Genomic DNA, 21,259 nt, shown 5'->3' on the forward strand with positions numbered 1-21,259 from the left:
ATCATAGCCACCACTTACTCGGCTCATTCGAGACCGACACCTTTCCGAATTACGGAGATATTACTGAGTTTAATTTACAAGCAGGTTACAAAGAATTTTTAGTGAACTAAAAAATTACTTCTTAACAGCTTTAGCGCGCTTAGAACCATATTTGGAACGAGCTTGCTTACGGTCTTTAACGCCTTGAGTATCCAAAGCACCGCGAACCATGTGATAACGCACACCCGGCAAATCCTTTACACGACCACCGCGAATCAAAACTACGCTGTGTTCTTGCAAGTTATGGCCTTCACCGCCGATATACGAAATGACTTCGAAACCGTTGGTCAAGCGTACTTTGGCAACTTTACGCAAAGCCGAGTTAGGCTTTTTTGGAGTTGTCGTATAAACGCGGGTACATACGCCACGTTTTTGCGGGCTGTTTTCCAGCGCCGGAGATTTGCTCTTAACCACTGCGGAAACGCGTGGTTGGCGAATCAGTTGATTGATGGTTGGCATCGTTTTTAATCCAACAAAATACAACGTTAAACACACGCCCAGAAACGGTTGCCTGGGCACTTAAATCTATATATTCACCCGCAAATAAGGCTTACGAGCTCTCAACCATTCACACCCACTCACAAATTGGCAGTGCGTAAGTATAAACCATATAAAATCGAGAACTCGCGAGTGTACACCTCAAGAAGACGCGAAGTCAACAAGAAAAACAAATTGGAACAAGTACTTATGCCAGAGGATCTGTTTAAAAAAAGGGCAATTCATCAACTCAACGATACGTGTCCTTTACGTAAAAATTTCCAAGAAGCTATTTTCACGGATCGAGGATAAAATAAGCGGGCTTCTAAGTTGTAAGAATGAAGTTGTATTCTTTCTTGCTCTATCTACCCACTTTAGCTTAATAGATGTGCATCAATGCTTCGCAACACAAACTTTCAGAAAGCATACTTGTTAGGCAGCTATCTTATTCTTAGCTGTATACCATTTATTCCTTACATTTTCGGCAAGAAGCTTGCTTTTCCAATTCGATTAGTCTCCTACGAACTTTTCTCTTGGTTTTGCCTATGGGTTTTATTTAAGAGCCCGCGATATTTACATTACGCACTATTACCAGCTTTTTTCGCACTCCCTGTTGAAGTTTATCTTCAAGTCTACTTTGGGCAAGGCATATCCCCTCATCACCTAGGCATCATCACAGAGACAAGCCCAAACGAAGCTCTCGAATTTCTCGGAAACAAGATCTGGCTGCTACTCGCTTCGCTAATTGCTATTTTGGCATGGTGGTGGAGCAGCTTACGAACAACGAATCATTTTAAAGATTTAGACTGGCAGCATCGCTCTCGATGGTTCGCAGCAGCCGGACTTCTCATCTGCGCTCTTTGTTGGGGTTACGGGCTACGCATTGGGGTTGCTAGCCAAACTCAGACTGCAAAGAAAGATGAATCTTCAATAAATGTCTGGGAGATTCGGTCTTGGAATGCATTTGAGACTTTCCTAGACAATCAAGACCCGCTCCCTAAATGGGCGGAAACTTTTTATGATGACGAAAGTTTTGCTCGTAGTTGGCCCTTGGGAATTTATGCTCGCAGCATCGACTTTTTTAAAGAACGAAAATATCTCGCAGAATTAAGTGCGAAAAATAATCGATTTCAATTTCAAGCCTATCAAATCAACAACGATAAAGAGATGGCACAGACCGTTGTCGTTGTCCTAGGTGAATCGTCTCGCTACGATAGGTGGAGCTTGAACGGATACGACAGAGACACAAACCCCTACTTAAGCCAAGAAGAAAACTTGGTGAGTCTAAGCGACGTCATCACCTCAGTCGCGGCGACCCGATTATCAGTACCTATCATCGCAACTCGAAAGCCAGCAACGCAAAGCCTAAAACCCGGCTTTACCGAGAAATCTTTCATAAGTGCTTATAAAGAAGCTGGTTTTAAAACCTTTTGGCTGTCCAATCAAATGAGCTTCGGTCAATTTGATACGCCTACCTCCGTTATCGCGAAAGAAGCGGATGTTACTCGCTTCCTTAACTTAGGAGGATATACAAACAGCTCCAGCTTTGATCATGAATTGTTCGCACCATTTCAACTAGCTCTGAAAGATCAATCCAATAAAAAACTGATTGTGCTACATACTCTTGGCAACCATTGGAACTACAGTCATCGATACCCACAGAGCTATGACAAGTGGCAACCATCACTGTTTGGCGTCGTTAATCCTGCCTATACCAATTTGAAGAACAAAGTGGCGATTAATAACAGCTACGACAATTCGATCTTATACACAGATTGGGTGCTGTCCAATTTGATTCAAATTTTGAAAACGCAGTCCCAGCTAAGCGCACTCTGGTACATTTCTGATCATGGGCAAACGCTTTACGATGGCAGTTGCAATCTTGCTTTTCACGGGCACAACACGCAATTCGAGTTCCACGTTCCGTCATTTGTTTGGTTTTCCTCTAGCTTCGCGAAGCGGTTTCCAGAAAAAATTGACCAATTAAAGGCGCATCAAAACGCCCAATTGAGTACCGAAAATTTCTTTCACTCGGTACTCGACTTAGCCGCAATACACTATCCAGATGAGAAACTCGAACGAAGTATCTTTCATCCTAGTTGGCGATTTCATACACGCTATGTCGACAGCTATGGTTGGAGTAACTACGATGATTCCCACCTGAAAGGAGATTGTCGCGAGGTGATCGATAATAAAACTCCTTTACCTCAGGAGAAATAGTGCGTCTAATTGGATTTAGTGCCATTCGAATGATTAACTAATCAAAATTACTTAAACCACTTTCGTCGAGTTCATTGCTGACATGCGCAAAGAAACAAAGCCTAGTCTTACTATTTTAAGTGACCAGGGTCCTAGTGCTCTCGTCAAGGGCTCTTGGCTCATTGACATGCTTGCGGAAAACGGGCATATGCAAGCATTACATCAACAACTTTTAGAATTACAACATCATCCGAATTTGCAATGGGATTTACGGCAATTAAATAGCCTCGACCATATAGGCGCCCAACTACTTTGGGTGAGTTGGAACCGACAATTTCCTGACAACATCCAACTCCATGACACGCACAAAATTTTATTTGAGCGGCTCGCACATGTACAAGCGTTACCAATCCCAAAGGTGCAAAAATCGAAACAGTTGCCTTTTGGTCGATTAGGACTACTTGCACTTAATTTTGCTCTACATGTTGTTGCGATCATCGAGCTCTTAGGTCAACTCGTGCTCGACCTTGGTCGACTCATTCGACATCCACTACAAGGTCCATGGAAAGAAATATCTGCCAACGTCTATCGAACTGGTTTTCAAGCGCTCGCCATCACCGCGCTGGTTGGCTTGCTTATCGGTGTTGTTTTATCCTACCTAACGGGACAGCAATTAAAGAATTACGGTGGCGATCTATTTATCGTCAACTTGCTCGGCATCAGTATTATTCGAGAATTAGGGCCCATGCTAGCCGCAATATTGATAGCGGGTCGATCCGGCTCCGCTATCACTGCGCAACTTGGGGTCATGAGGGTGACCGAAGAACTCGATGCCATGCGTGTGATGGGCATTCCCGTCGGATTTCGACTGATTATGCCCAAAGTGATTGCCCTCACAATCACCATGCCTTTAATAATCATATGGACAGATGTGATGGCATTGATCGGTGGGGCTTTGTCAGCACAAGTTATCCTCGATATGTCACCGGGATATTTCTTACACAAGTTGCCAGAAGCTGTCTCTTTAGCGAATTACTGGATCGGCCTTAGCAAAGGTATCGTTTTCGGTTTATTGATCGGCTTAGTTGCTTGTCACTATGGATTACGAATAAAACCGAACACCGAAAGTCTCGGACTAGGAACGACGAGTTCAGTTGTCGTTTCAATCACGACTGTGATTATTGCGGATGCCTTTTTTGCGATCCTATTTAGTAAAGTGCCCTATTAAACGCAATGACAAAAATAGTCTCAAATCCCCTGCCAACAACTATCATCGAAATTGATCATTTGCGCACACAGTTTGGACGCACTGTGATTCACGATGATCTGAATTGCGAAATTCGTCGCGGAGAAATCTTCTCTATTGTCGGCGGATCGGGGTCGGGCAAAACTGTCTTGATGCGTCAAATGTTGGGGCTAGAAACGCCAAAGAGTGGCACGATCAAGGTATTTGGAGAGAACATTCACGCGCCAGCGGAACATCACATGGAGCATTTGCGGCGACGATCTGGTATGTTATTCCAACACGGTGCCTTGTATTCCGCCCTCAATGTCATTGAAAATATCGCGCAACCATTAAAAGAGCTCGGTGAAATTCCCAAAGACATGATCATGGATATCGCATACCTCAAACTCCACATGTCTGGCATCGGTTTTGAACATGCGAAGAAAATGCCCTCCGACCTATCCGGAGGGATGATCAAACGAGTCGCTCTCGCGCGAGCGATCGCACTCGATCCAGAATTGTTATTTCTCGACGAACCTACAGCGGGCTTAGACCCGGATAGTTCAGATAGCTTCGTCAACTTGATTCAATCACTACATCAATTACTGAATTTAACCGTAGTGATGGTGACGCACGATCTCGATACTTTGTTTGCTTTATCATCTAGGATTGGTGTCATTGCCGACAAAAAAATAATAGCAACGGGAACTGCTATGGAAGTTACTCAACTCAAACACCCATTCATTCAAACCTATTTCCAAGGTGGCCGAGGTCAAAGAGCGATGGAAGTCCTGCGGTCGGAAACACTTGAACAACCCGTGAACACGAAATCGGGAGCACGAAATGGAAAGTAAGTCACATGCACTTATCGCCGGCGTCTTTGCAATTGGTCTCATGATACTTGCAGGGATACTGGCACTTTGGCTGGGCAAAGATGAAATCCAGAGAACACCTTACACAATTGCGACCAAACTGAAGGTTTCTGGCCTCAATATCCAAGCAGCAGTTCGCTATAAAGGAATTAAAGTTGGAAAGGTAACCGATATCGATTTCGATCCCAAAGTCCCAGGGCAGCTTTTACTCAGCTTGGATATTGTTTCAGATACGCCCATCACCCAATCGACGTTTGCTAGCCTCGGCTACCAAGGCGTAACAGGTATTGCGTACATTGAGCTTGATGATGATGGAAGTCAACCGGCGGCGGTGATCAGAGACCCTCAACTTGGCGCTAGAATTCCTTTGCGGCCAGGACTACTTCAAGAAGTGGAAAAACGGGGGTTAGCTATTCTGAGTCAGACCGAGGAAATAAGTAGAAGTTTGAATCGCTTACTCAGCCTCGACAATCAAAAAATCTTGACGAACACAGTGCAACAAATGGGACGAACTGCAGCGGCATGGGAAACTCTACCTAACAAGCTAGACCCGATCCTCGCGACCCTTCCTCAAGCGATCTCCCAAGCAAGAGAAAGCGCTCTAGCGTTCAAACAGTTCTCCGACAATGCGCGAAACACAAGCGCAAACGTCAATCAATTGGTTAATAGTTTGCAGGGTGAACAAGGCAGCATCCGTCATTTGAGTCAACAAGTAGAACAATTAAGCTCGAGTTTACAGTATGAAACCCTGCCTGCTCTTCAAGGCGTATTGCATGATGCGCGCGGAACATTGCGTGGGATCAATCGCAGCACGGATTCACTTTATGAGCGCCCTCAGAGCTTATTATTTGGTCCAAAACCCACTCCGCCTGGCCCGGGCGAACCTGGCTTTCACTCACAAAAATAGAGTCCCGCATTTGGAATCGAATATTATTTTTAGGAATACGCCATGAAGTCACACCTGTTTTTGACAAGAAGCATACGGTACGTCACCAATGCTTTGCTTATCTTTTGCATATTAACCGGATGTGTCAATACGCCACCAATCCAGTCATTCGACTTTGGTGGTGCAGAACACCCAGGTATCAACGACAAATTGAACAAGTTACAAATTAATTTGCATCCTATTCAGGTTGCGCCCAATCTCGAAGGCTCTTCAATGTGGTATCGGCTCATTTACGAGAATGCGCAACAACTAAGACCCTACGCGCAAAGTCGATGGAGTGTGCCGCCATCCGAATTGCTTAAACAACGATTTATTCAACATATCCAACAACAAGGTGGTTTGGTCAGTGCACAGTTTGAAGGGGTGCAAAGCGCGCAGCATCTACGCATCGACTTAGAAGAATTTTCTCAGTATTTTTCACAGGTTAACGCAAGTAAAGTCGTCATTCGCTTGCGCGCTACCTTGATCCGAAACAAGCAACTCGTAGCTCAAAAAACATTTTATGCCGAGCAATCTTGTACAACACCGGATGCTCTAGGTGGTGCGAGCGCAATGCCGATTGCTACCGACCAGCTTATTACTGAACTCGTAACTTGGATACAAGCGGTAGTCAACGTGCCTCAACAGCGGTAGCATTGACTTTCATTTTCGCATTTTCGACTTATTAGATCGTGTCCAATCAAGAGCCTCAATCGTCCCCCTTCTTCCGTGCGAGCTTAGTTGCCTACGCCGTCCTAATTATCTACGCCAGCCTTTATCCATTTTCGGGGTGGCATTTTGAAAATCTCGCGGCATTTGGCGAACAATTTCGCCAGTGGCCTCGATATCGGCCGCTATTTGACTCGATTGTAAATATTTTGGGTTACATCCCCTTTGGCAGCCTAATCGTTTTTGCGATGTACCCGCGTTTTGCACGCTGGTCAGCCGTGTTAGGTGCCTGCCTTATTGGGATCACAATGAGCGCTTGTATGGAAAGCACACAGTTCTTTTTACCCACTCGTGTCACCTCTTTACTGGATCTGATCACAAACGGAATAGGGACTATCCTAGGTGCAATCATTGGCGGCGTCGTCGCTCCTTCGGTATTTCGTAGTGATGCGCTTCAACGTCTACGAACCCATTGGTTACAACAAGGGAGTTCACGAGAGTTAGTCGTTCTGGGCCTGTGGCCGCTTGCACAATTGTTCCCACAGGCTTTTTTGTTTGGACATGGACAGATCCTGCCTATCATCTCATTGTGGTGTGAGGAATACCTCGATATCAGTATTGATCTAAGCGACATATTACGAAATGGAATTGAGTTAAGCGCAGAAAACTACCTGCTCTCAGAAACCATCATTACAGCATGCGGTTGTTCTGGCGCGATATTGCTCTGGCTTTCTCTATTTAATCGGCATGCACCAAAATTCGTTTTGTCTTGCCTTTTACTAGTATCGGCTCTCGCAATTAAAGCCCTGTCTTATGCGCTCATGTTCCAACCTGAGAATGCTTTTCTGTGGCTGGCACCGGGTGCACAAGGTGGCATCGCCATCGGCATATTAATGCTCTATGGTTTCTCATTCACTCCCAACTATGTTCAGCGCCGCTTGGCGATGATCCTTTTAATCATTAGTTTTTTCATGGTGAATTTAATTCCCAGTAATCCTTACTTCCTCAATACACTACAAACTTTGGTACAAGGGAAGATGCTGAACTTCTACGGTGCTGCGCAATTCCTGTCCGTAGTTTGGCCTTTAATGGCAATCTGGTATCTCATCAATCCCAAACGCCTGTCCACAGATCAACATACGCAGCAAACAAATTAAACCCGAGATCAGTCAAACAAAAAGTAAATTGATTCAATGTTTCAATGCATTCTTTCGGCCACAGAACGCCTGCGGTGAGTTTCTCAAGTTCTGCTACAGGTGCTTGCTTATTCTCACCAAGATCTCTTTCAGTTCATTACATTTAGACTTTTTGACGGCTCAATCGTACATTGAGGGGGCTCTTTTCCTGTTAGTCAATTTAGAATTCACATCAGGACTTTAGAGTAGCGAATCGCCCCATTGCTTACTTTCGCATTGCATACCGAACTGATTGTCGCCCAAATAGGTAGTATTGTTTTGTACTGTACTTACAAGATAAATTTAATAGGTCGAAGCTTGCTTAAAGATTTAAAATGGTGTGGTCTGCACAAATGCAACAACACTGAGCTGAATCGGTTTTACGCCACCATTTTTATCGGGAATTTAGTTTTTTCAATACAAATACAAATCACCTAATGCGTTCCAAACAATATCAACAAGGTTTTGATTGGAGTACGAACTAAATCCCCGAAGTGGATCACAATGAGAGAACTTGGCGTGCGCGCCTAGCAGAACCCCTAAAATTTCCTTTAAAAACCAAATAATCAAGCGAGGTATATCAATGGCAACAGATCTCCATTTTGTTGAATTTGTGGTTGATCAACTTCGTAATATTGGAACAATTCGATATCGAAAAATGTTTGGTGAATATGCTTTGTATTGCGATGACACTGTCGTGGCATTTTTATGCGACAACCAGTTTTTCTTGAAACCCCATCCAAAACTGCATGCCGCACTCGAAAATGCTATCGAAGCACCACCATATCCAGGTGCAAAAAATTACTTATTACTCCGCGATGAGTTAGAACAAGCAGAAAAATTATCTGCGCTGATTCGCCTTGCCAAACAAGTTTTACCCGCTAGTCAACCCAAGAAAAGCAAAAAGCTCCCCTCCAAATAAATTTGAGGAATCGATACATTGTTCGAGATGGATCGAAAGTGATTGTCCTACTTGGTAAGGTCATCAATTTCTTTTGACTGCACCTGCGCAGCTTTGGCCGCCTCCTGTTCAAGCCGTTTTGCCTTATCTAAAGTTTGACGGGAGTGATCAGCAATCTTGAATGCGGACTGCGGCAAATTATCTGGCGATACCTCGACTCGCGCACTTGCACCATTCGGCGACGACGCCCCATCCACAGGCCCACGTACCGGCACTTTCTCACATGCACTGAGACTGATAACTAACCCAAAAACAAAATATCGGAAACCTAACATTTGATTGCTTGCCACTAGGTGAAGAAGCTAATTGAGATAGCCGAATTCATACAATTTCCGATCTATGGACGAGTACCCAGAGATTCAACCCAGCGCTTGCGCACATGGCAATTGATCAAACGAATTCAAGCTAATCGTTGTATCATAGCACTTGCTCGGCTCGCGCCTTGATTTCAGGGAGAGTCTTTAAAAGACACTTGAAAACAGACAAGCCAATCTGACGATCCATTTCCTCTAAACGACTTTTACTTTGATATTTACTCATGTCCGACGATCTCCATTTTAAGAAACACGTATTCTTTTGTATGAATGAGCGCGATGACGGACGCCCTTGTTGTGCTGAACGTGGTGCACAAATGGCACAAGAACATGCAAAACGTCGCATTCGACAACTAGATCTGAATGGCGAAGGCAAAATTCGCATCAACAAAGCAGGTTGTCTCGATCGCTGCGATCAAGGACCAGTACTTGTGATTTATCCGCAGGGCACTTGGTACACTTACGTCGATCAATCCGACATCGACGAAATTATTGATGTCGATCTAATTGGCGGCAACATCGTTGAAAGACTGAAAGTGTAGTAAAGCATGAATATTCACACCGAACAATTTCTTATAAATGGTGACGCAGGCAATTTGGAATGTGCGGTTAACTATCCAGATCAAGAAATGTTTCCTAGCTTCGCTGGTTTAGCTTTGGTTGCTCATCCTCATCCACTATTTGGTGGAACCATGGAAAACAAAGTTGCGCAGACGCTAGCACGTACTTTTGTAAGCCTAGGATATGTCACAGTCAGAATGAATTTCCGTGGTGTCGGCAAGTCAGAAGGTGTCCATGATGCGGGGATTGGTGAAACTGACGACATGGAAACTTTGCTTCATTTTATGCGCCAGCGTTACCCTGATTTACCACTTGTCCTAAGCGGCTTTTCTTTTGGTACCTTCGTACAGTCTCGTCTCCACCAACGCCTCAGCGACGCGGGAATTTCTGTGCAAAGATTAGTTCTTGTTGGCGCTGCCGCAGGGAAATGGGCTATGCCAGACATTCCCACAGATACCATCTTAATCCATGGTGAGCTAGACGATACGATCCCTTTACAAGCCGTCTTCGAATGGTTGAGGCCACAAGATATCCCCGTGATGGTGATTCCTGGCGCGGATCATTTCTTCCATCGTCGGTTGCCTCATATCAAAAAAATTATTAGCGATCTGTGGCATTAAAAATTATTTACTTTTTTGTTTTAACTTTAGGCTTTTTTGTATTAACCATAATGAATAAATCTCTCTCTGTTTTTTTTCAAACTATTTGCACCACCATCTTCGTTGGTGTTGCCAGCTTGGCGCCTGTCAATCAAGTAAGCGCGCAAACCTTACCTAAACCCCTGATCGAAGCAAAATCTTGGATTCTGCTTGACGCGACTAGTAACCAGGTCATCAACTCAGACAACGCAAGTTTACAAATTGAACCTGCTTCCCTGACTAAAATCATGACGGCCTATCTCGTTTTCAACGCACTCAAAGAAAGACGCCTAGACCTCAATCAGCAAATCACTGTTTCTACTCGCGCTTGGAAGGTTGACGCCAGCAGTTCGAAAATGTTTATCGATCCCGCAACACCAGTGAGCATCGGTGATTTGTTATATGGCCTAATCGTACAATCAGGTAACGATGCCTCTGTTGCATTAGCTGAAGCGGTAGCAGGTAGTGAAGAAGCATTCGTCGTGCAAATGAATCGCGAAGCGGCGCGTCTCGGCATGAAAGCAACACGCTATGCCAACTCTCATGGATTACCTAGCCCCGACAATTTCTCAACGGCTTACGACCTAAGTATTTTGGCGTCGCGATTAATTGCCGATCACCCTGAGTTTTACAAAACCTACTATTCAACGAAAAGCTTTACCTATAACAAGATCACCCAAGCGAATCGCAACCGTTTGCTTTGGTTGGATCCTACCGTTGACGGTATGAAAACTGGACATACGGAAGCCGCTGGATACTGTTTAATTTCCTCTGCAATTCGCCCAAATGGGAGTGGGTTTCGTCGTTTAATCTCGGTAGTAACCGGAACCAAGAGTGATCAAATTCGCGCGCAAGAAAGCTTGAAGATCTTGAACTGGGGCTTTTTAAATTACGACACGGTCAAACTTTATGACAAAGCCCAAGCCATTGAGACTCTCGATGTTTGGAAAGGCAGTCAAGCTAAATTGAAAGTTGGCTTCACACAGGACCTATATGTCACTTTGCCAAAAGGTAGTGCTACACGTTTGAAACCGACACTAGAAAGAAAAGATCCCTTGGTTGCGCCGATTGCTGCAAATAGTAAAGTCGGCACAATGAAAATGATGCTCGATGGTAAGCCTGTAGCCGAGTTTCCCGTACTCGCGCTTGAGGAAGTATCGCAAGCAAGTATATTTGGTCGCGCTTGGGATTCGATTCGTTTGCTATTTAAATAAATCTACACCTCATCGCATCCCAAAAAAGCCCGCTTCAATGATTTGTTGCGGGCTTTTTGTTGCAAATGGATTACGAGTATAATTAATTGGGTCCGGCTTCCCTATCCATCACGGATTTCGCCAACTTTGGCATAAAACCGACCATCGCCAGCCACGCAACGAACTGCAAACCAGTTCGTAATGCTGCAAAACAAAGCGCGAACACTAACATTTGTGAAACACTTTCCAATCCACCGATTCCAGCAGCTTGCACTAATAGGAACGCAGCGTAGCCAGAAATAAATGTAATCGGAAACATAAACCACCACTGTTTTTGCAAATTCTTAGGCATCGTTTTTCCTCTCTCAACCTCGTTATAATACCCGAAACACGCGCCTGAACCAGACACTACGGCAATCACCAGCAATATAGCTGCCGATGACAACTTACTTTAGCTAGCAATTCATCACCAACTTCTTCAGAACGAAAACTATTCTGATTTTTCGTTTAATTGCTTGCCCAATGTGGCACGATTGAGGTCATGCAAACTCACTAAGATCATATCGCCATTTGGTGCTACCCGAAACCCACCATATTTAGCTTGATCAAACATCGCAGCCTGTCCTTCCTCAAAGAAATAAGCATTCGTTGCAAGTTTAAGCTGGCCATTTCGAATTCGAAACCGAATCAATGCTTGATCAATCCGCACAGGAGCGTCCACATTCGCAATTTTTTCGAAATGTCCGATGCCCAGCGCATCGACTCGTATCAATATTTTTCCATCAACTGGATAGTCGGACTCGGTCACACCGGACAATTGTCGACGCCGTGGAGTCAGTGTTGGAAATGCTTGATTTGCGATAGCAAAGCGCAATGCCATGTAATCCCCTTGCATTAAGGATCGCGGATCGACCGGTGCTAATTCCAACAGGATAAAACGACCTTGATTTAACAATCGCTCGCGCTCAACGACATTCCAATTAACGACTACCAGAATGATGAGACCAGCGAGAAGCGCCAGCAATGCTCGTGTCTTGCCTTGCAAAAATGATAGGAATTTATGCATTTAGTTCCTCCATCGGTTCAACAATGAATGGCGACTGGGGGAACACTCTGTGTACGATTAATCTCACTAAGAATAAGGTACAAGCGAGAACTGCCAACACAATAGATTTATAAAGAAGCGTGACTTGCATCTGGTAATAGTAATGCGCAAGATAACTTAACATCGCGATGAACCCCAATCCAAGTAATACGCGATTCGAAAAGCTAAACGCGATCAAAATCAAAAGACTTGCCGCACTCAATCCGGTCACCACATACGCAAAAGCAGCAATTACAAGCGCGCCAGAAATCGCCCAGACGCCAAGCAAAGAGCGAAATGAAATTTGCTCGCGGCGCAATAAAAGCAAGGTGCTCACTATGAAACTGAGATTCACCATACTTGTCCCCAAATACCAACCATTTTTGAGCCACCATGTTTGCGCAGAATGGATCTCAAACCAACTCACAAAGCGCCCCCCTTCTGACATCACGAGTGCAATCGCCAAGGCAAAAGCGATCGGGCGCCAAATTGCAGGCTGACGCAATATCTGCGTTGACCACCAAGCTGAAGCTAGCCCGATAGCTAACAAACCTTGTAGGCAAGACGCCATTTGCGATTCCTGTAACAAGAAATAGACTGCATAGATAGCCGCCATCGTTGTCAAAAACCGATGAATAAAATTGGGAATGAAGAAGGTCAATAAAATTTCGAAGACCAAGATCACGAGTGCGTTCACCGAATTCTGTGAATGATTATGCTGAAAAAGCGCTAGGATAAAAAATCCCTGTCCTGCTAAGCTCATCGCCAACCCGAACTGCTGCGCAAAATCATTATTTTTTGCGGATTTAAAAATGGTGTAAGAAAGTGTACAAAGCGCAATTCCAATACAAATTCCGGCAATCAAATTGTCCATCGCAAATTTCAGCCCGATCCCAACAAAGCCCATCATAAATAGTGCTCCGAGCCAGCCAGCAAACCCAAGCAGAATCCGGATATACCACGCTTGATTGACACTACTTTGATCGTCACTCATTTCAGGCAAAGCTCCCCGGACAATATCTTGTTCGCTTAATTGCTTCCATATCCACGCGCGCTTTTCTGCGTGAGAGGCGCCACTCAAATTTATTGATTTCACTATTGCATCTCCTTAGTCAATTTCTTCAACCAAATACCACTGATTGCAGATGAACCAATAATCAGCAAACTCAACAATAAAAATCCCCCCGCATCATGTTGATCAAGCACCAATTTGGCGACAGCAAGATTTCCGGTGACCAACAAACTGAGCAAACCACCAGCAATCACAAACAAATCCTTGATCCTAAATCTATAGGCGAAATAGATTGCAGCCAACCAAATCAAATAGATCAAGTAGGTCAGCCCCGCGCCGACATGCGGACTTTCACCAGAATAATGACTAGGTTGAAAGATGGCATGCAAGACCAGCATTGTGACGTACGCTCCGCTGGCCACTGCGATAAGTCGCGCTGGCCAGCGCTCTTGCAGATGTTGGACTTTTTTTGCAGCAGCGAACTCCCAGATCACCATGGCTAAAGTATTTAAGCCAAACAACATCCAGAGCTGATCGTCAATTGCGAACAACATTCCCCAAATTATCCCGGTGGCTTGGAAATATAAGGCAACTGCCAAGTTGACCAGCACCAACCAAAAGACATAGAGAACCGCCATCTGCGCAAGTGCAACCCAAATCAAACAAGCGATTGCCCAAGCCTGAAACAGCTCATAGGTGTCCGCACCCGTTTGGTAAATTTGACCAACTAAAGCGAGAAGTGCACCAACCAACAAACTTGCCAACAGCAGGCACGCTTTGCCAGCCTGACTACGCAAATCCACATGCAAACAGACCAACAAGCACAACACAATCGCGGCCTCGACTAAACCCAATTTCGCAAAGCGCCCCATGTACTGCCAGTTATAGGCAAGAAAAAAAATCAAAGACACTGCGAGGCCAACCACGCTACTCCAGAGTAAACACTGATCGATGAATCGACGCCAAGCCAATCGGTCTGGAATCAGACCAGCGTGTCTCAGGGCATCTTGCTCCCGTCCCGGCTCGATTCGTTTCTGTGCAATCCAGTCCAAAATTTCAGGATATCTTTCCATGCCGCTTCCCTTCAATGAATCAAACGTGCGCTCGCGATGCCGTTTCTGATAATTTGTTCGAGTCTGCAAGCAGACGCTAAACGAATAAAAAAAGTATCACAATAGTAACACCCCCCTTCAGTGAGAAGTAAAGCGGTGTGGAGAAAGTCGCAGTTTTATCTACTTAAAGTGGCGCTACCAGCGACTTATCTCGCTTACCAAGTCATAAGAGTTTTACCTTAATAATGGAAAACAAGGCTTGCGAAGAGCTGGTTTGAAGTTCAAACTATTGGTTTTCAGAGTTTCATCCCCAATTGTTGTGTGAAACTATCGAGAACCCATCGATGCCTTCGCGCTTGACGCTGGGCAAGTCCACTGCTGTGGATACCCTCACAGCACAGTAATCTGATCATCTTAGAATATTTAGCATGCGTGAAATTACACCCGAAGAAAGCCTAATTGAATACCCATGTGACTTTCCGATTAAAGTCATGGGTCTAATGCAAGATGCTTTCGCGCAAACCATTGTTGAAGTTGTCATGCTACACGACCCGACTTTTCACGCTGGAAAGCTAGAAATGCGACCATCGAGCAAAGGAAATTACTTGTCCCTGACCGTCACAGTGCGAGCGATACATCGTGAGCAATTAGACAATATTTATCGCGCTCTATCATCCCACCCGATGGTAAAAATGGTGCTTTAATTCTTAGTCGCTTTTCCAGTCAAAAGACTAAGCTAGATATTCCGCTTGCTTGTGGACGATCCACGTGTCAATTGACCACCCAAAACAAAAATCATGCTAGATGTCCAATCATTCGTTGAAAAACAAAAAATCGGAGCCCGATTTGTTCTATCAGCACAAATGCTAGGAATGCCGCTACGCGATTTTGATCAACTTGCGCAACAATGGATACAAAAAGGTGGGCCCGGCTTCGTTGCTGATGGCATTCCATTCAGAAAAGTTGAGAATGGTGAATTTTTTATTCAGCGACTAACGCTTAAACGCCTTGCACAACATGTCAAATAAGCAAGCAATTATTATTCGCCAACGAGGGCGAGAGGACTACGAGACAAGTTTCGCCGCGATGCGTGCATTCACCGACGCGCGCACTGCGGAAACAAATGATGAACTGTGGATTGTCGAGCATGCTCCCGTTTTCACACTCGGTCTAGGCGCTGATCGGTCCCACATCATAGACCCTCATGACATTCCGGTGGTACAAACGGATCGAGGCGGCGAAGTCACTTTTCATGGGCCTGGACAAGTTGTTATTTACTTATTAATCGATCTAAAACGACGCCATAGTAAAGGTCGTCTTTTTGCACGCGAATTCGTTTATCAAATTGAACAGGCGGTCATCGATACCTTGGCAGCGTATAATATCGCTGGCGAAAGGATTGCTGGTGCCCCAGGGATCTATCTCAGCGCAGGAAAATGGCAAGGTGCAAAAATTGCTGCCCTTGGATTAAAAGTGCGCGCGAATGGATGTACTTATCATGGCGTTTCTTTGAATGTCGCGATGGATTTACAAGCATTTTCTTGGATCAATCCTTGTGGCTATAAGGGGCTCGCAACCATTGACATGCAAACATTGGATGTGCATGTACCACTCGAACAAGTCCAGTCTGCACTGGCACAACGATTACAACATTTACTGACTGTCGCCTAATTTGAGCTATGACTACTGATAACACTCCACTCGCCACCGACTCGGCCGCTTATGATCCGACCGAAAAACAAAAAGGTGCTAGCAAGACATCTCGCATTCCCATCAAAATTATCCCAGCTGAACGCTTACCTAAACCTGATTGGATTCGTGTCAAGGCAGGTTCTCCAACGACTCGCTTTTATGAGATAAAAGATATTTTACGTGCCAACAAATTGGTCACCGTTTGCGAGGAGGCGACCTGCCCCAATATTGGAGAATGTTTTGGCAAGGGAACAGCCACATTCATGATTATGGGTGACAAATGTACACGTCGATGCCCGTTTTGCGATGTGGGACATGGCCGTCCCGATCCGCTGGATGTGAATGAGCCTCTCAACTTAGCAAAAACAATCGCTGAATTGCGCTTGAGCTACGTTGTCATTACTTCCGTTGACCGGGATGATCTAAGAGACGGGGGAGCCGCGCATTTTGCTGAATGTATTACAAAAATTCGCGAGCTATCACCAACGACAAGGATAGAAATTCTGACACCCGACTTTCGTGGACGCATGGACCGTGCATTAGAGATACTAAATATGGCGCCTCCTGACGTCATGAATCACAATCTAGAGACCGCTCCTCGATTATATAAGGAAGCACGTCCAGGTTCAGACTACGAATACTCGCTCAATTTACTAAAGCGTTTCAAAGCTTTACACCCCAACGTGCCGACAAAATCGGGAATTATGGTTGGTCTAGGCGAAACGGATGAGGAGATCTTGCAAGTCATGCGAGACATGCGCGCACACGATGTTGACATGCTGACGATTGGTCAATACTTGGCGCCGAGCGGCCACCATTTGCCTGTACGTCGCTACGTCCATCCCGATGTTTTCAAAATGTTCGAAGAAGAAGCCTACAAGATGGGTTTTGCGCATGCAGCGGTAGGAGCGATGGTTCGTTCCAGCTACCATGCAGATCAGCAAGCGCACGGTGTCGGAACAGAGTCAAAATAAAGCAACGCTTGCTCCGCAACTGCGATGTTTTGCACGCGGGCGGACGATTAATCCTCAACAAAAGCAAAGTGAACGGCAGAACTCCGATGAGTTTTGCCGTTTGCATTTCTTAAAAAAATCCAACGAACAAACATTTCCACCGCGCAACCCTTTGTTTTTTAAGGAAATTTCTAAAGTTTACGGCAATACTTGCCGTAATACTACGATCTCTCAATTAAGCAAGCTGCATGTCTATGTTACCGCTGCAATTCAGCCGCATTCTCGACTATCAACAACCGGCAATCGAAACACATCGATCGCGCCCTGCGCGGAATGAAACCGAGGCAGGTTCCGATGCCAATACAAAAATTACTTACGCGGAAGAACGACGCTTGCAAAACGACAGACGTCACAATGATCGCCGCGAGAAACAGCATGCAACATTTCTCAATACCCGCAAAGTACAGGGGCGGCGCAAGTCAGCTGGCCGTCGAGCAGGCGATTTACACTATGCTTATACACCGATTTCCTTAAAAGGTTAGCGTCAAGCATTAGCCTGCCCCCTTAAGATTTTACATGTCAACATTTCCTTTACACGCCTGACGAGCGAGTCCTCGCGCCAACGCAAGCCACCCAGGCCCCCTACTCAGCACAGATTCCCAAGTTTCTCCTCAGATTTAAAGATCGTTAACAGTTACTAACTTTCTCTTCAAGTTTCACTCTCTATAATGGTCACAACAAACAAATGCTCCAAAACAGGCATAAATGCTGCTTAGTAAATGCTGACACACTCGTTGAAAGTGGAGGAAATGAACATGTCACTCTTACGCCTTTTCCAAACTTTAGATATCTTCTCATCAAAGAGAAATCGCAATTTGGCTCCGGGTCTTTTGAGTACAACAATGACGGGCGCCAACACTAGTTCGTTTGATCTCACTTGGCCGGCAGTCGAACGTCGCACAATCGCTGATCGCCGCCTACATGAAAGACGAGTAATTAATTGCCAACCATATATCGATACACGTAAAAATAACGGGCGGCGCCGCAGTTTCGGCCGGCGAGCTGGGGATGAATCAACTGCATTGCCATTCTAAAACGCGCCTTGCATCGACAAGACTTGGGCTTATCGATCGATGATGAAGAAATACGAATCGCCGACAAACATTCAAATCTCACCGCCAACTAATCCTCTACGCATAACCATTTTTCTCGCCATCGCCGCCGTTACTGAGTCAATCTAAGCCTACCCTTACCACTAGGATTTTGATACTTCAAAGTCCTAAGCGTCGTCCCCGTCGATCGCCACTAAATTCGCGGAAATACACAAATACACGCTTTTTAGTCTATTTTCACGCAGTTTTTTTGCTAAGTGGGCAATCAATTGGTACGATGGCGGTTGTGCAAAAAAGTCAGATAAATCCGACATTGCGACACGTTCTTGCAAGCTTTCGTCATATTGCGGATCAACCGACGCTGCACCACGACAATTATTTTTCTCATCAAAAGAATCACAACATGCAAAACAGCCTGACCCGTAAACCCATTGAAGTCAAAATATCCACGGTTGTGGCTGTCGCTGTCATTTTGAACGAGTCATTATTGAGCTCGCTGGAGCTCGCGCTGAAAGAAATGACAGGCGGCTCACCCGACTTCTTCGACGATGAATTTGCAATTATTGATGTCGAAAGCATTGCGGCAGAAACGCTCGACTGGCCTGCCATCATTGCTTTGTTCAAGTCTTGTGGACTGCACGCAGTTGCAGTTCGAAACGCGGCAGAAGAGCAACATGCAACGATTCGTGCTCACGGATTAAGCATTGATGTTGTCAGCAAGGCCAAGCCCGAATTACCGCGAGAACAGCAAGAAGCGCCTGAAATTCAAAAACCTGTCACAGCGACACCGATGCCAACAGCCGTCGAGCACATTCCGGCCATGATTATTGATACGCCAGTGCGAGCAGGACAACGAGTTTATGCGCGTGGGTGTGATTTGATCGTGACCGCATCAGTCAATAATGGTGCGGAAGTCATCGCTGATGGGAGTATTCATATTTATGCGCCGTTACGTGGCAGAGCGCTCGCAGGAGCACGTGGCAATACCAATGCACGAATTTTTGTCACTTCAATGGAAGCAGAATTAGTATCAATCGCGGGTATTTACCAAACTTTTGATTCGGGCTTTCCAAAATTGAGTCCGAATCAACCTATACAAATCAAGTTGGTCGGTGACAGTATTGAAGTATCATCACTGAAATCCACCTAAGCATAGCGCAACATTCAATTTTTTTAGCAATCAACAAGATCAATAAGGAGTTCCCTGTGGCAAGAATCATCGTTGTGACATCAGGCAAAGGCGGGGTAGGCAAAACCACATCGAGTGCGAGTTTTGCATCAGGTTTAGCTTTGCGCGGACACAAGACCGCTGTTCTCGATTTTGACGTAGGTCTACGCAATCTCGATTTAATTATGGGTTGTGAGCGTCGTGTCGTGTATGACTTGGTGAACGTCATTAGCGGTGAGGCCACATTAAACCAAGCACTGATCAAAGACAAACATTGCGACAATTTGTTTATCTTGCCAGCTTCGCAAACTCGGGATAAAGATGCTTTGACGGAGGAAGGTGTCGAGCGTGTGTTAAATGATTTAATCAAAATGGATTTTGAATTTATCGTTTGCGATTCTCCTGCTGGTATCGAGCGAGGCGCAGTGATGGCACTGACATTTGCAGATGAAGCAATCGTCGTGACAAATCCAGAAGTTTCTTCTGTACGGGACTCAGATCGCATTTTGGGTATTATTCAGGCCAAGTCAAAACGTGCGCAAGCCGGTGGTGAACCTGTAAAAGAGCATTTACTCATCACGCGCTATTCTCCCAAACGTGTTGAAGCTGGAGAAATGCTTTCCTATACCGATGTCCAAGAAATTTTACGTATTCCGTTGATAGGTGTCATTCCGGAATCTGAAGCAGTGCTTCATGCATCGAATCATGGAAACCCCGCCATCCACGTCAAAGGTAGCGATGTTTCGGAAGCCTATGGTGACGTGGTTGCACGTTTCTTAGGTGAACAACCTTCATTGCGCTTCGTCGATTACGAAAAGCCTGGCTTGCTGCAACGTATTTTCGGAGGTAAGTAAGATGGCTTTGCTTGATTTTTTGTTTAAATCGCAGCCGAAGAGCGCAAGCGCAGCGAAAGAACGTCTGCAAATTATCATTGCTAGGGAACGCAATTCTGGACGTGAAGGCTATGACTTTCTTCCCGCGTTACGAGAAGAATTAATTGCGGTCATTTCCAAATACACCAAAGTGAACCCCGACGATATTAAAGTTTCACTTGATAAGCAGGGCAATCTGGAAGTATTGGATGTGAATGTCATTCTTCCCGACGCTGAATCCAGAAATTAAATCTGCCGGTCATAGTTGAGAGCGTGCGTAATGCGCTCTCAAGTTTTCCGTTTTTTGTTCGTAACCCCATTTTTTGTAAAGAAAATATGCGAATTGCCATACTGGATGATGATCAGAACTTACTCGACCTAACGGTAGCAACGTTGGCAGATGCGGGACATGCATGCCATCCTTTCAGCAGTGGAAAAGCCATGCTGCATCAATTGCATAGAGAAAGTTTTGATTTGCTGATCCTCGATTGGCAAGTCCCCGATTTGAGCGGTACCGAAATCTTGCATTGGGTCCGTGAGAAATTGTCGACTACTTTGCCAGTATTGTTTATGACAAGTCGTTCTGGCGAGGACGATATCGTCGCCGGATTAGCTGCGGGCGCGGATGATTACATGATCAAACCGATTCGTCGCGCAGAACTCATTGCACGTGTGAATGCCTTGTTACGGCGCGCCTATCCGACACAAACAGCCAGCGAAATAATACAGTTTGGGCGCTATGAATTCGACGTACGTGCTAGTCGAGCCAAACTAAATGGGGAAGGCATCGAACTGACGCAAAAAGAATTCGATTTGGCACTGTTACTATTCCAAAACTTGGGTCGACCACTTTCACGCGCTTATATTTTAGAAGCGGTCTGGTCACGCGATATCGAAATTCCGTCTAGAACTATGGACACCCATATTTCCCGAGTTCGAAGCAAACTTGATTTACGCCCTGAAAATGGCTACAGATTAGCACCTGTGTATAGCTACGGTTATCGCTTAGAACAAATCTCAAATCCCTGATTGACCAAGGCCAGTGAATCAATAGAGCTGGCAGGAG

General features: G+C 45.2%; 26 protein-coding genes. 20 read left to right on the forward strand and 6 right to left on the reverse strand.

All coding sequences use genetic code 11. From position 1 onward, the window contains the following. Positions 1-114: 114 nt before the first annotated feature. Positions 115-498: a 30S ribosomal protein S12 gene (gene rpsL, locus KDM90_RS16885; RefSeq protein WP_186917398.1), complete on the reverse strand. Its 384-nt coding sequence runs from the start codon at positions 496-498 to the stop codon at positions 115-117. 414 nt (positions 499-912) lie between these two features. Here rpsL and KDM90_RS16890 point away from each other — a divergent pair, with 414 nt between their 5' ends. From KDM90_RS16890 to KDM90_RS16920, 7 genes are all read left to right on the forward strand, one after another. Then, on the forward strand, positions 913-2,736 hold the full coding sequence (locus tag KDM90_RS16890; protein WP_212676798.1) for a phosphoethanolamine transferase: 1,824 nt from the start codon (positions 913-915) through the stop codon (positions 2,734-2,736). An 82-nt stretch (positions 2,737-2,818) separates the two neighbouring features. Beyond that, positions 2,819-3,943 (forward strand): MlaE family ABC transporter permease, encoded by a 1,125-nt coding sequence (locus KDM90_RS16895; protein ID WP_212676799.1) that lies wholly within the window; start codon positions 2,819-2,821, stop codon positions 3,941-3,943. Between the two features lie 5 nt (positions 3,944-3,948). Beyond that, a complete protein-coding gene (locus KDM90_RS16900) occupies positions 3,949-4,794 on the forward strand; it encodes an ABC transporter ATP-binding protein (protein WP_212676800.1) in 846 nt (281 codons plus the stop codon). Then, the gene (locus KDM90_RS16905; protein WP_212676801.1) at positions 4,784-5,719 is read left to right on the forward strand and encodes an MlaD family protein; all 936 of its coding nucleotides are present in this window, start codon (positions 4,784-4,786) and stop codon (positions 5,717-5,719) included. Before KDM90_RS16900 ends, KDM90_RS16905 begins: the two co-directional genes overlap by 11 nt. A gap of 42 nt (positions 5,720-5,761) precedes the next feature. Next, positions 5,762-6,391 carry an ABC-type transport auxiliary lipoprotein family protein gene (locus KDM90_RS16910; protein WP_212676802.1) on the forward strand — a complete coding sequence of 210 codons (630 nt, stop codon included), beginning with the start codon at positions 5,762-5,764 and terminating at the stop codon, positions 6,389-6,391. A gap of 38 nt (positions 6,392-6,429) precedes the next feature. Further along, positions 6,430-7,563: a VanZ family protein gene (locus KDM90_RS16915; RefSeq protein WP_329605341.1), complete on the forward strand. Its 1,134-nt coding sequence runs from the start codon at positions 6,430-6,432 to the stop codon at positions 7,561-7,563. Positions 7,564-8,164: 601 nt separating this feature from the next. Continuing rightward, positions 8,165-8,503: a TfoX/Sxy family protein gene (locus KDM90_RS16920; protein ID WP_212676803.1), complete on the forward strand. Its 339-nt coding sequence runs from the start codon at positions 8,165-8,167 to the stop codon at positions 8,501-8,503. A gap of 47 nt (positions 8,504-8,550) precedes the next feature. Here KDM90_RS16920 and KDM90_RS16925 read toward each other — a convergent pair whose 3' ends face one another. Next, positions 8,551-8,817: a hypothetical protein gene (locus tag KDM90_RS16925; protein ID WP_212676804.1), complete on the reverse strand. Its 267-nt coding sequence runs from the start codon at positions 8,815-8,817 to the stop codon at positions 8,551-8,553. A gap of 263 nt (positions 8,818-9,080) precedes the next feature. Between KDM90_RS16925 and KDM90_RS16930 the strand changes: the two genes are divergently transcribed. Genes KDM90_RS16930 through KDM90_RS16940 form a run of 3 tightly spaced genes read left to right on the forward strand, consistent with a single transcriptional unit; the run spans position 9,081 to position 11,269 of the window. Then, positions 9,081-9,398 carry a (2Fe-2S) ferredoxin domain-containing protein gene (locus tag KDM90_RS16930; protein ID WP_212676805.1) on the forward strand — a complete coding sequence of 106 codons (318 nt, stop codon included), beginning with the start codon at positions 9,081-9,083 and terminating at the stop codon, positions 9,396-9,398. Between the two features lie 6 nt (positions 9,399-9,404). Then, complete coding sequence (locus tag KDM90_RS16935; RefSeq protein WP_212676806.1) at positions 9,405-10,037, forward strand: alpha/beta hydrolase; 633 nt, start codon at positions 9,405-9,407, stop codon at positions 10,035-10,037. 50 nt (positions 10,038-10,087) lie between these two features. Then, on the forward strand, positions 10,088-11,269 hold the full coding sequence (locus KDM90_RS16940; protein ID WP_212676807.1) for a D-alanyl-D-alanine carboxypeptidase family protein: 1,182 nt from the start codon (positions 10,088-10,090) through the stop codon (positions 11,267-11,269). A gap of 82 nt (positions 11,270-11,351) precedes the next feature. On the opposite strand, the gene KDM90_RS16945 is transcribed toward KDM90_RS16940, so the two are convergent. The 4 genes from KDM90_RS16945 to KDM90_RS16960 all read right to left on the reverse strand — a co-directional run bounded on the left by KDM90_RS16945 (position 11,352) and on the right by KDM90_RS16960 (position 14,417). Continuing rightward, positions 11,352-11,600, reverse strand: a complete 249-nt coding sequence (locus KDM90_RS16945) for a hypothetical protein (protein ID WP_212676808.1) — start codon at positions 11,598-11,600, stop codon at positions 11,352-11,354. A gap of 138 nt (positions 11,601-11,738) precedes the next feature. Next, positions 11,739-12,314 carry a GDYXXLXY domain-containing protein gene (locus tag KDM90_RS16950; protein WP_212676809.1) on the reverse strand — a complete coding sequence of 192 codons (576 nt, stop codon included), beginning with the start codon at positions 12,312-12,314 and terminating at the stop codon, positions 11,739-11,741. After that, entirely contained in the window at positions 12,307-13,428 is a 1,122-nt protein-coding gene (locus KDM90_RS16955) for a DUF4401 domain-containing protein (protein WP_212676810.1), read from the reverse strand. The genes KDM90_RS16950 and KDM90_RS16955 overlap by 8 nt, the downstream gene beginning before the upstream one ends. Further along, the gene (locus KDM90_RS16960) at positions 13,428-14,417 is read right to left on the reverse strand and encodes a DUF2157 domain-containing protein (RefSeq protein ID WP_212676811.1); all 990 of its coding nucleotides are present in this window, start codon (positions 14,415-14,417) and stop codon (positions 13,428-13,430) included. Before KDM90_RS16960 ends, KDM90_RS16955 begins: the two co-directional genes overlap by 1 nt. 407 nt (positions 14,418-14,824) lie before the next feature. Between KDM90_RS16960 and KDM90_RS16965 the strand changes: the two genes are divergently transcribed. The 10 genes from KDM90_RS16965 (at position 14,825) to KDM90_RS17010 (ending at position 21,222) form a co-directional block, all read left to right on the forward strand. Then, the gene (locus KDM90_RS16965; RefSeq protein WP_212676812.1) at positions 14,825-15,100 is read left to right on the forward strand and encodes an HP0495 family protein; all 276 of its coding nucleotides are present in this window, start codon (positions 14,825-14,827) and stop codon (positions 15,098-15,100) included. A gap of 93 nt (positions 15,101-15,193) precedes the next feature. Then, positions 15,194-15,424: a hypothetical protein gene (locus tag KDM90_RS16970; RefSeq protein ID WP_212676813.1), complete on the forward strand. Its 231-nt coding sequence runs from the start codon at positions 15,194-15,196 to the stop codon at positions 15,422-15,424. After that, positions 15,414-16,067 carry a lipoyl(octanoyl) transferase LipB gene (gene lipB / locus KDM90_RS16975; protein ID WP_212676814.1) on the forward strand — a complete coding sequence of 218 codons (654 nt, stop codon included), beginning with the start codon at positions 15,414-15,416 and terminating at the stop codon, positions 16,065-16,067. The genes KDM90_RS16970 and lipB overlap by 11 nt, the downstream gene beginning before the upstream one ends. 8 nt (positions 16,068-16,075) lie before the next feature. Beyond that, positions 16,076-17,062: a lipoyl synthase gene (lipA, locus tag KDM90_RS16980; protein ID WP_212676815.1), complete on the forward strand. Its 987-nt coding sequence runs from the start codon at positions 16,076-16,078 to the stop codon at positions 17,060-17,062. A 227-nt stretch (positions 17,063-17,289) separates the two neighbouring features. Further along, complete coding sequence (locus KDM90_RS16985) at positions 17,290-17,583, forward strand: hypothetical protein (RefSeq protein ID WP_212676816.1); 294 nt, start codon at positions 17,290-17,292, stop codon at positions 17,581-17,583. Between the two features lie 273 nt (positions 17,584-17,856). Then, positions 17,857-18,135, forward strand: coding sequence for a hypothetical protein (locus KDM90_RS16990; protein ID WP_212676817.1), 279 nt, complete (start codon positions 17,857-17,859; stop codon positions 18,133-18,135). A gap of 421 nt (positions 18,136-18,556) precedes the next feature. Further along, entirely contained in the window at positions 18,557-19,303 is a 747-nt protein-coding gene (gene minC / locus KDM90_RS16995; RefSeq protein WP_212676818.1) for a septum site-determining protein MinC, read from the forward strand. A gap of 56 nt (positions 19,304-19,359) precedes the next feature. Then, a complete protein-coding gene (gene minD / locus KDM90_RS17000; RefSeq protein ID WP_212676819.1) occupies positions 19,360-20,175 on the forward strand; it encodes a septum site-determining protein MinD in 816 nt (271 codons plus the stop codon). Position 20,176: 1 nt separating this feature from the next. Next, the gene (gene minE, locus KDM90_RS17005) at positions 20,177-20,443 is read left to right on the forward strand and encodes a cell division topological specificity factor MinE (RefSeq protein WP_212676820.1); all 267 of its coding nucleotides are present in this window, start codon (positions 20,177-20,179) and stop codon (positions 20,441-20,443) included. Between the two features lie 86 nt (positions 20,444-20,529). Further along, positions 20,530-21,222 (forward strand): response regulator transcription factor, encoded by a 693-nt coding sequence (locus KDM90_RS17010; RefSeq protein WP_212676821.1) that lies wholly within the window; start codon positions 20,530-20,532, stop codon positions 21,220-21,222. Positions 21,223-21,259 lie beyond the last annotated feature (37 nt).

The sequence above is a fragment of the Affinundibacterium fentianense genome (assembly GCF_018139545.1).
GTDB lineage: Bacteria > Pseudomonadota > Gammaproteobacteria > Burkholderiales > Burkholderiaceae_D > Undibacterium > Undibacterium fentianense.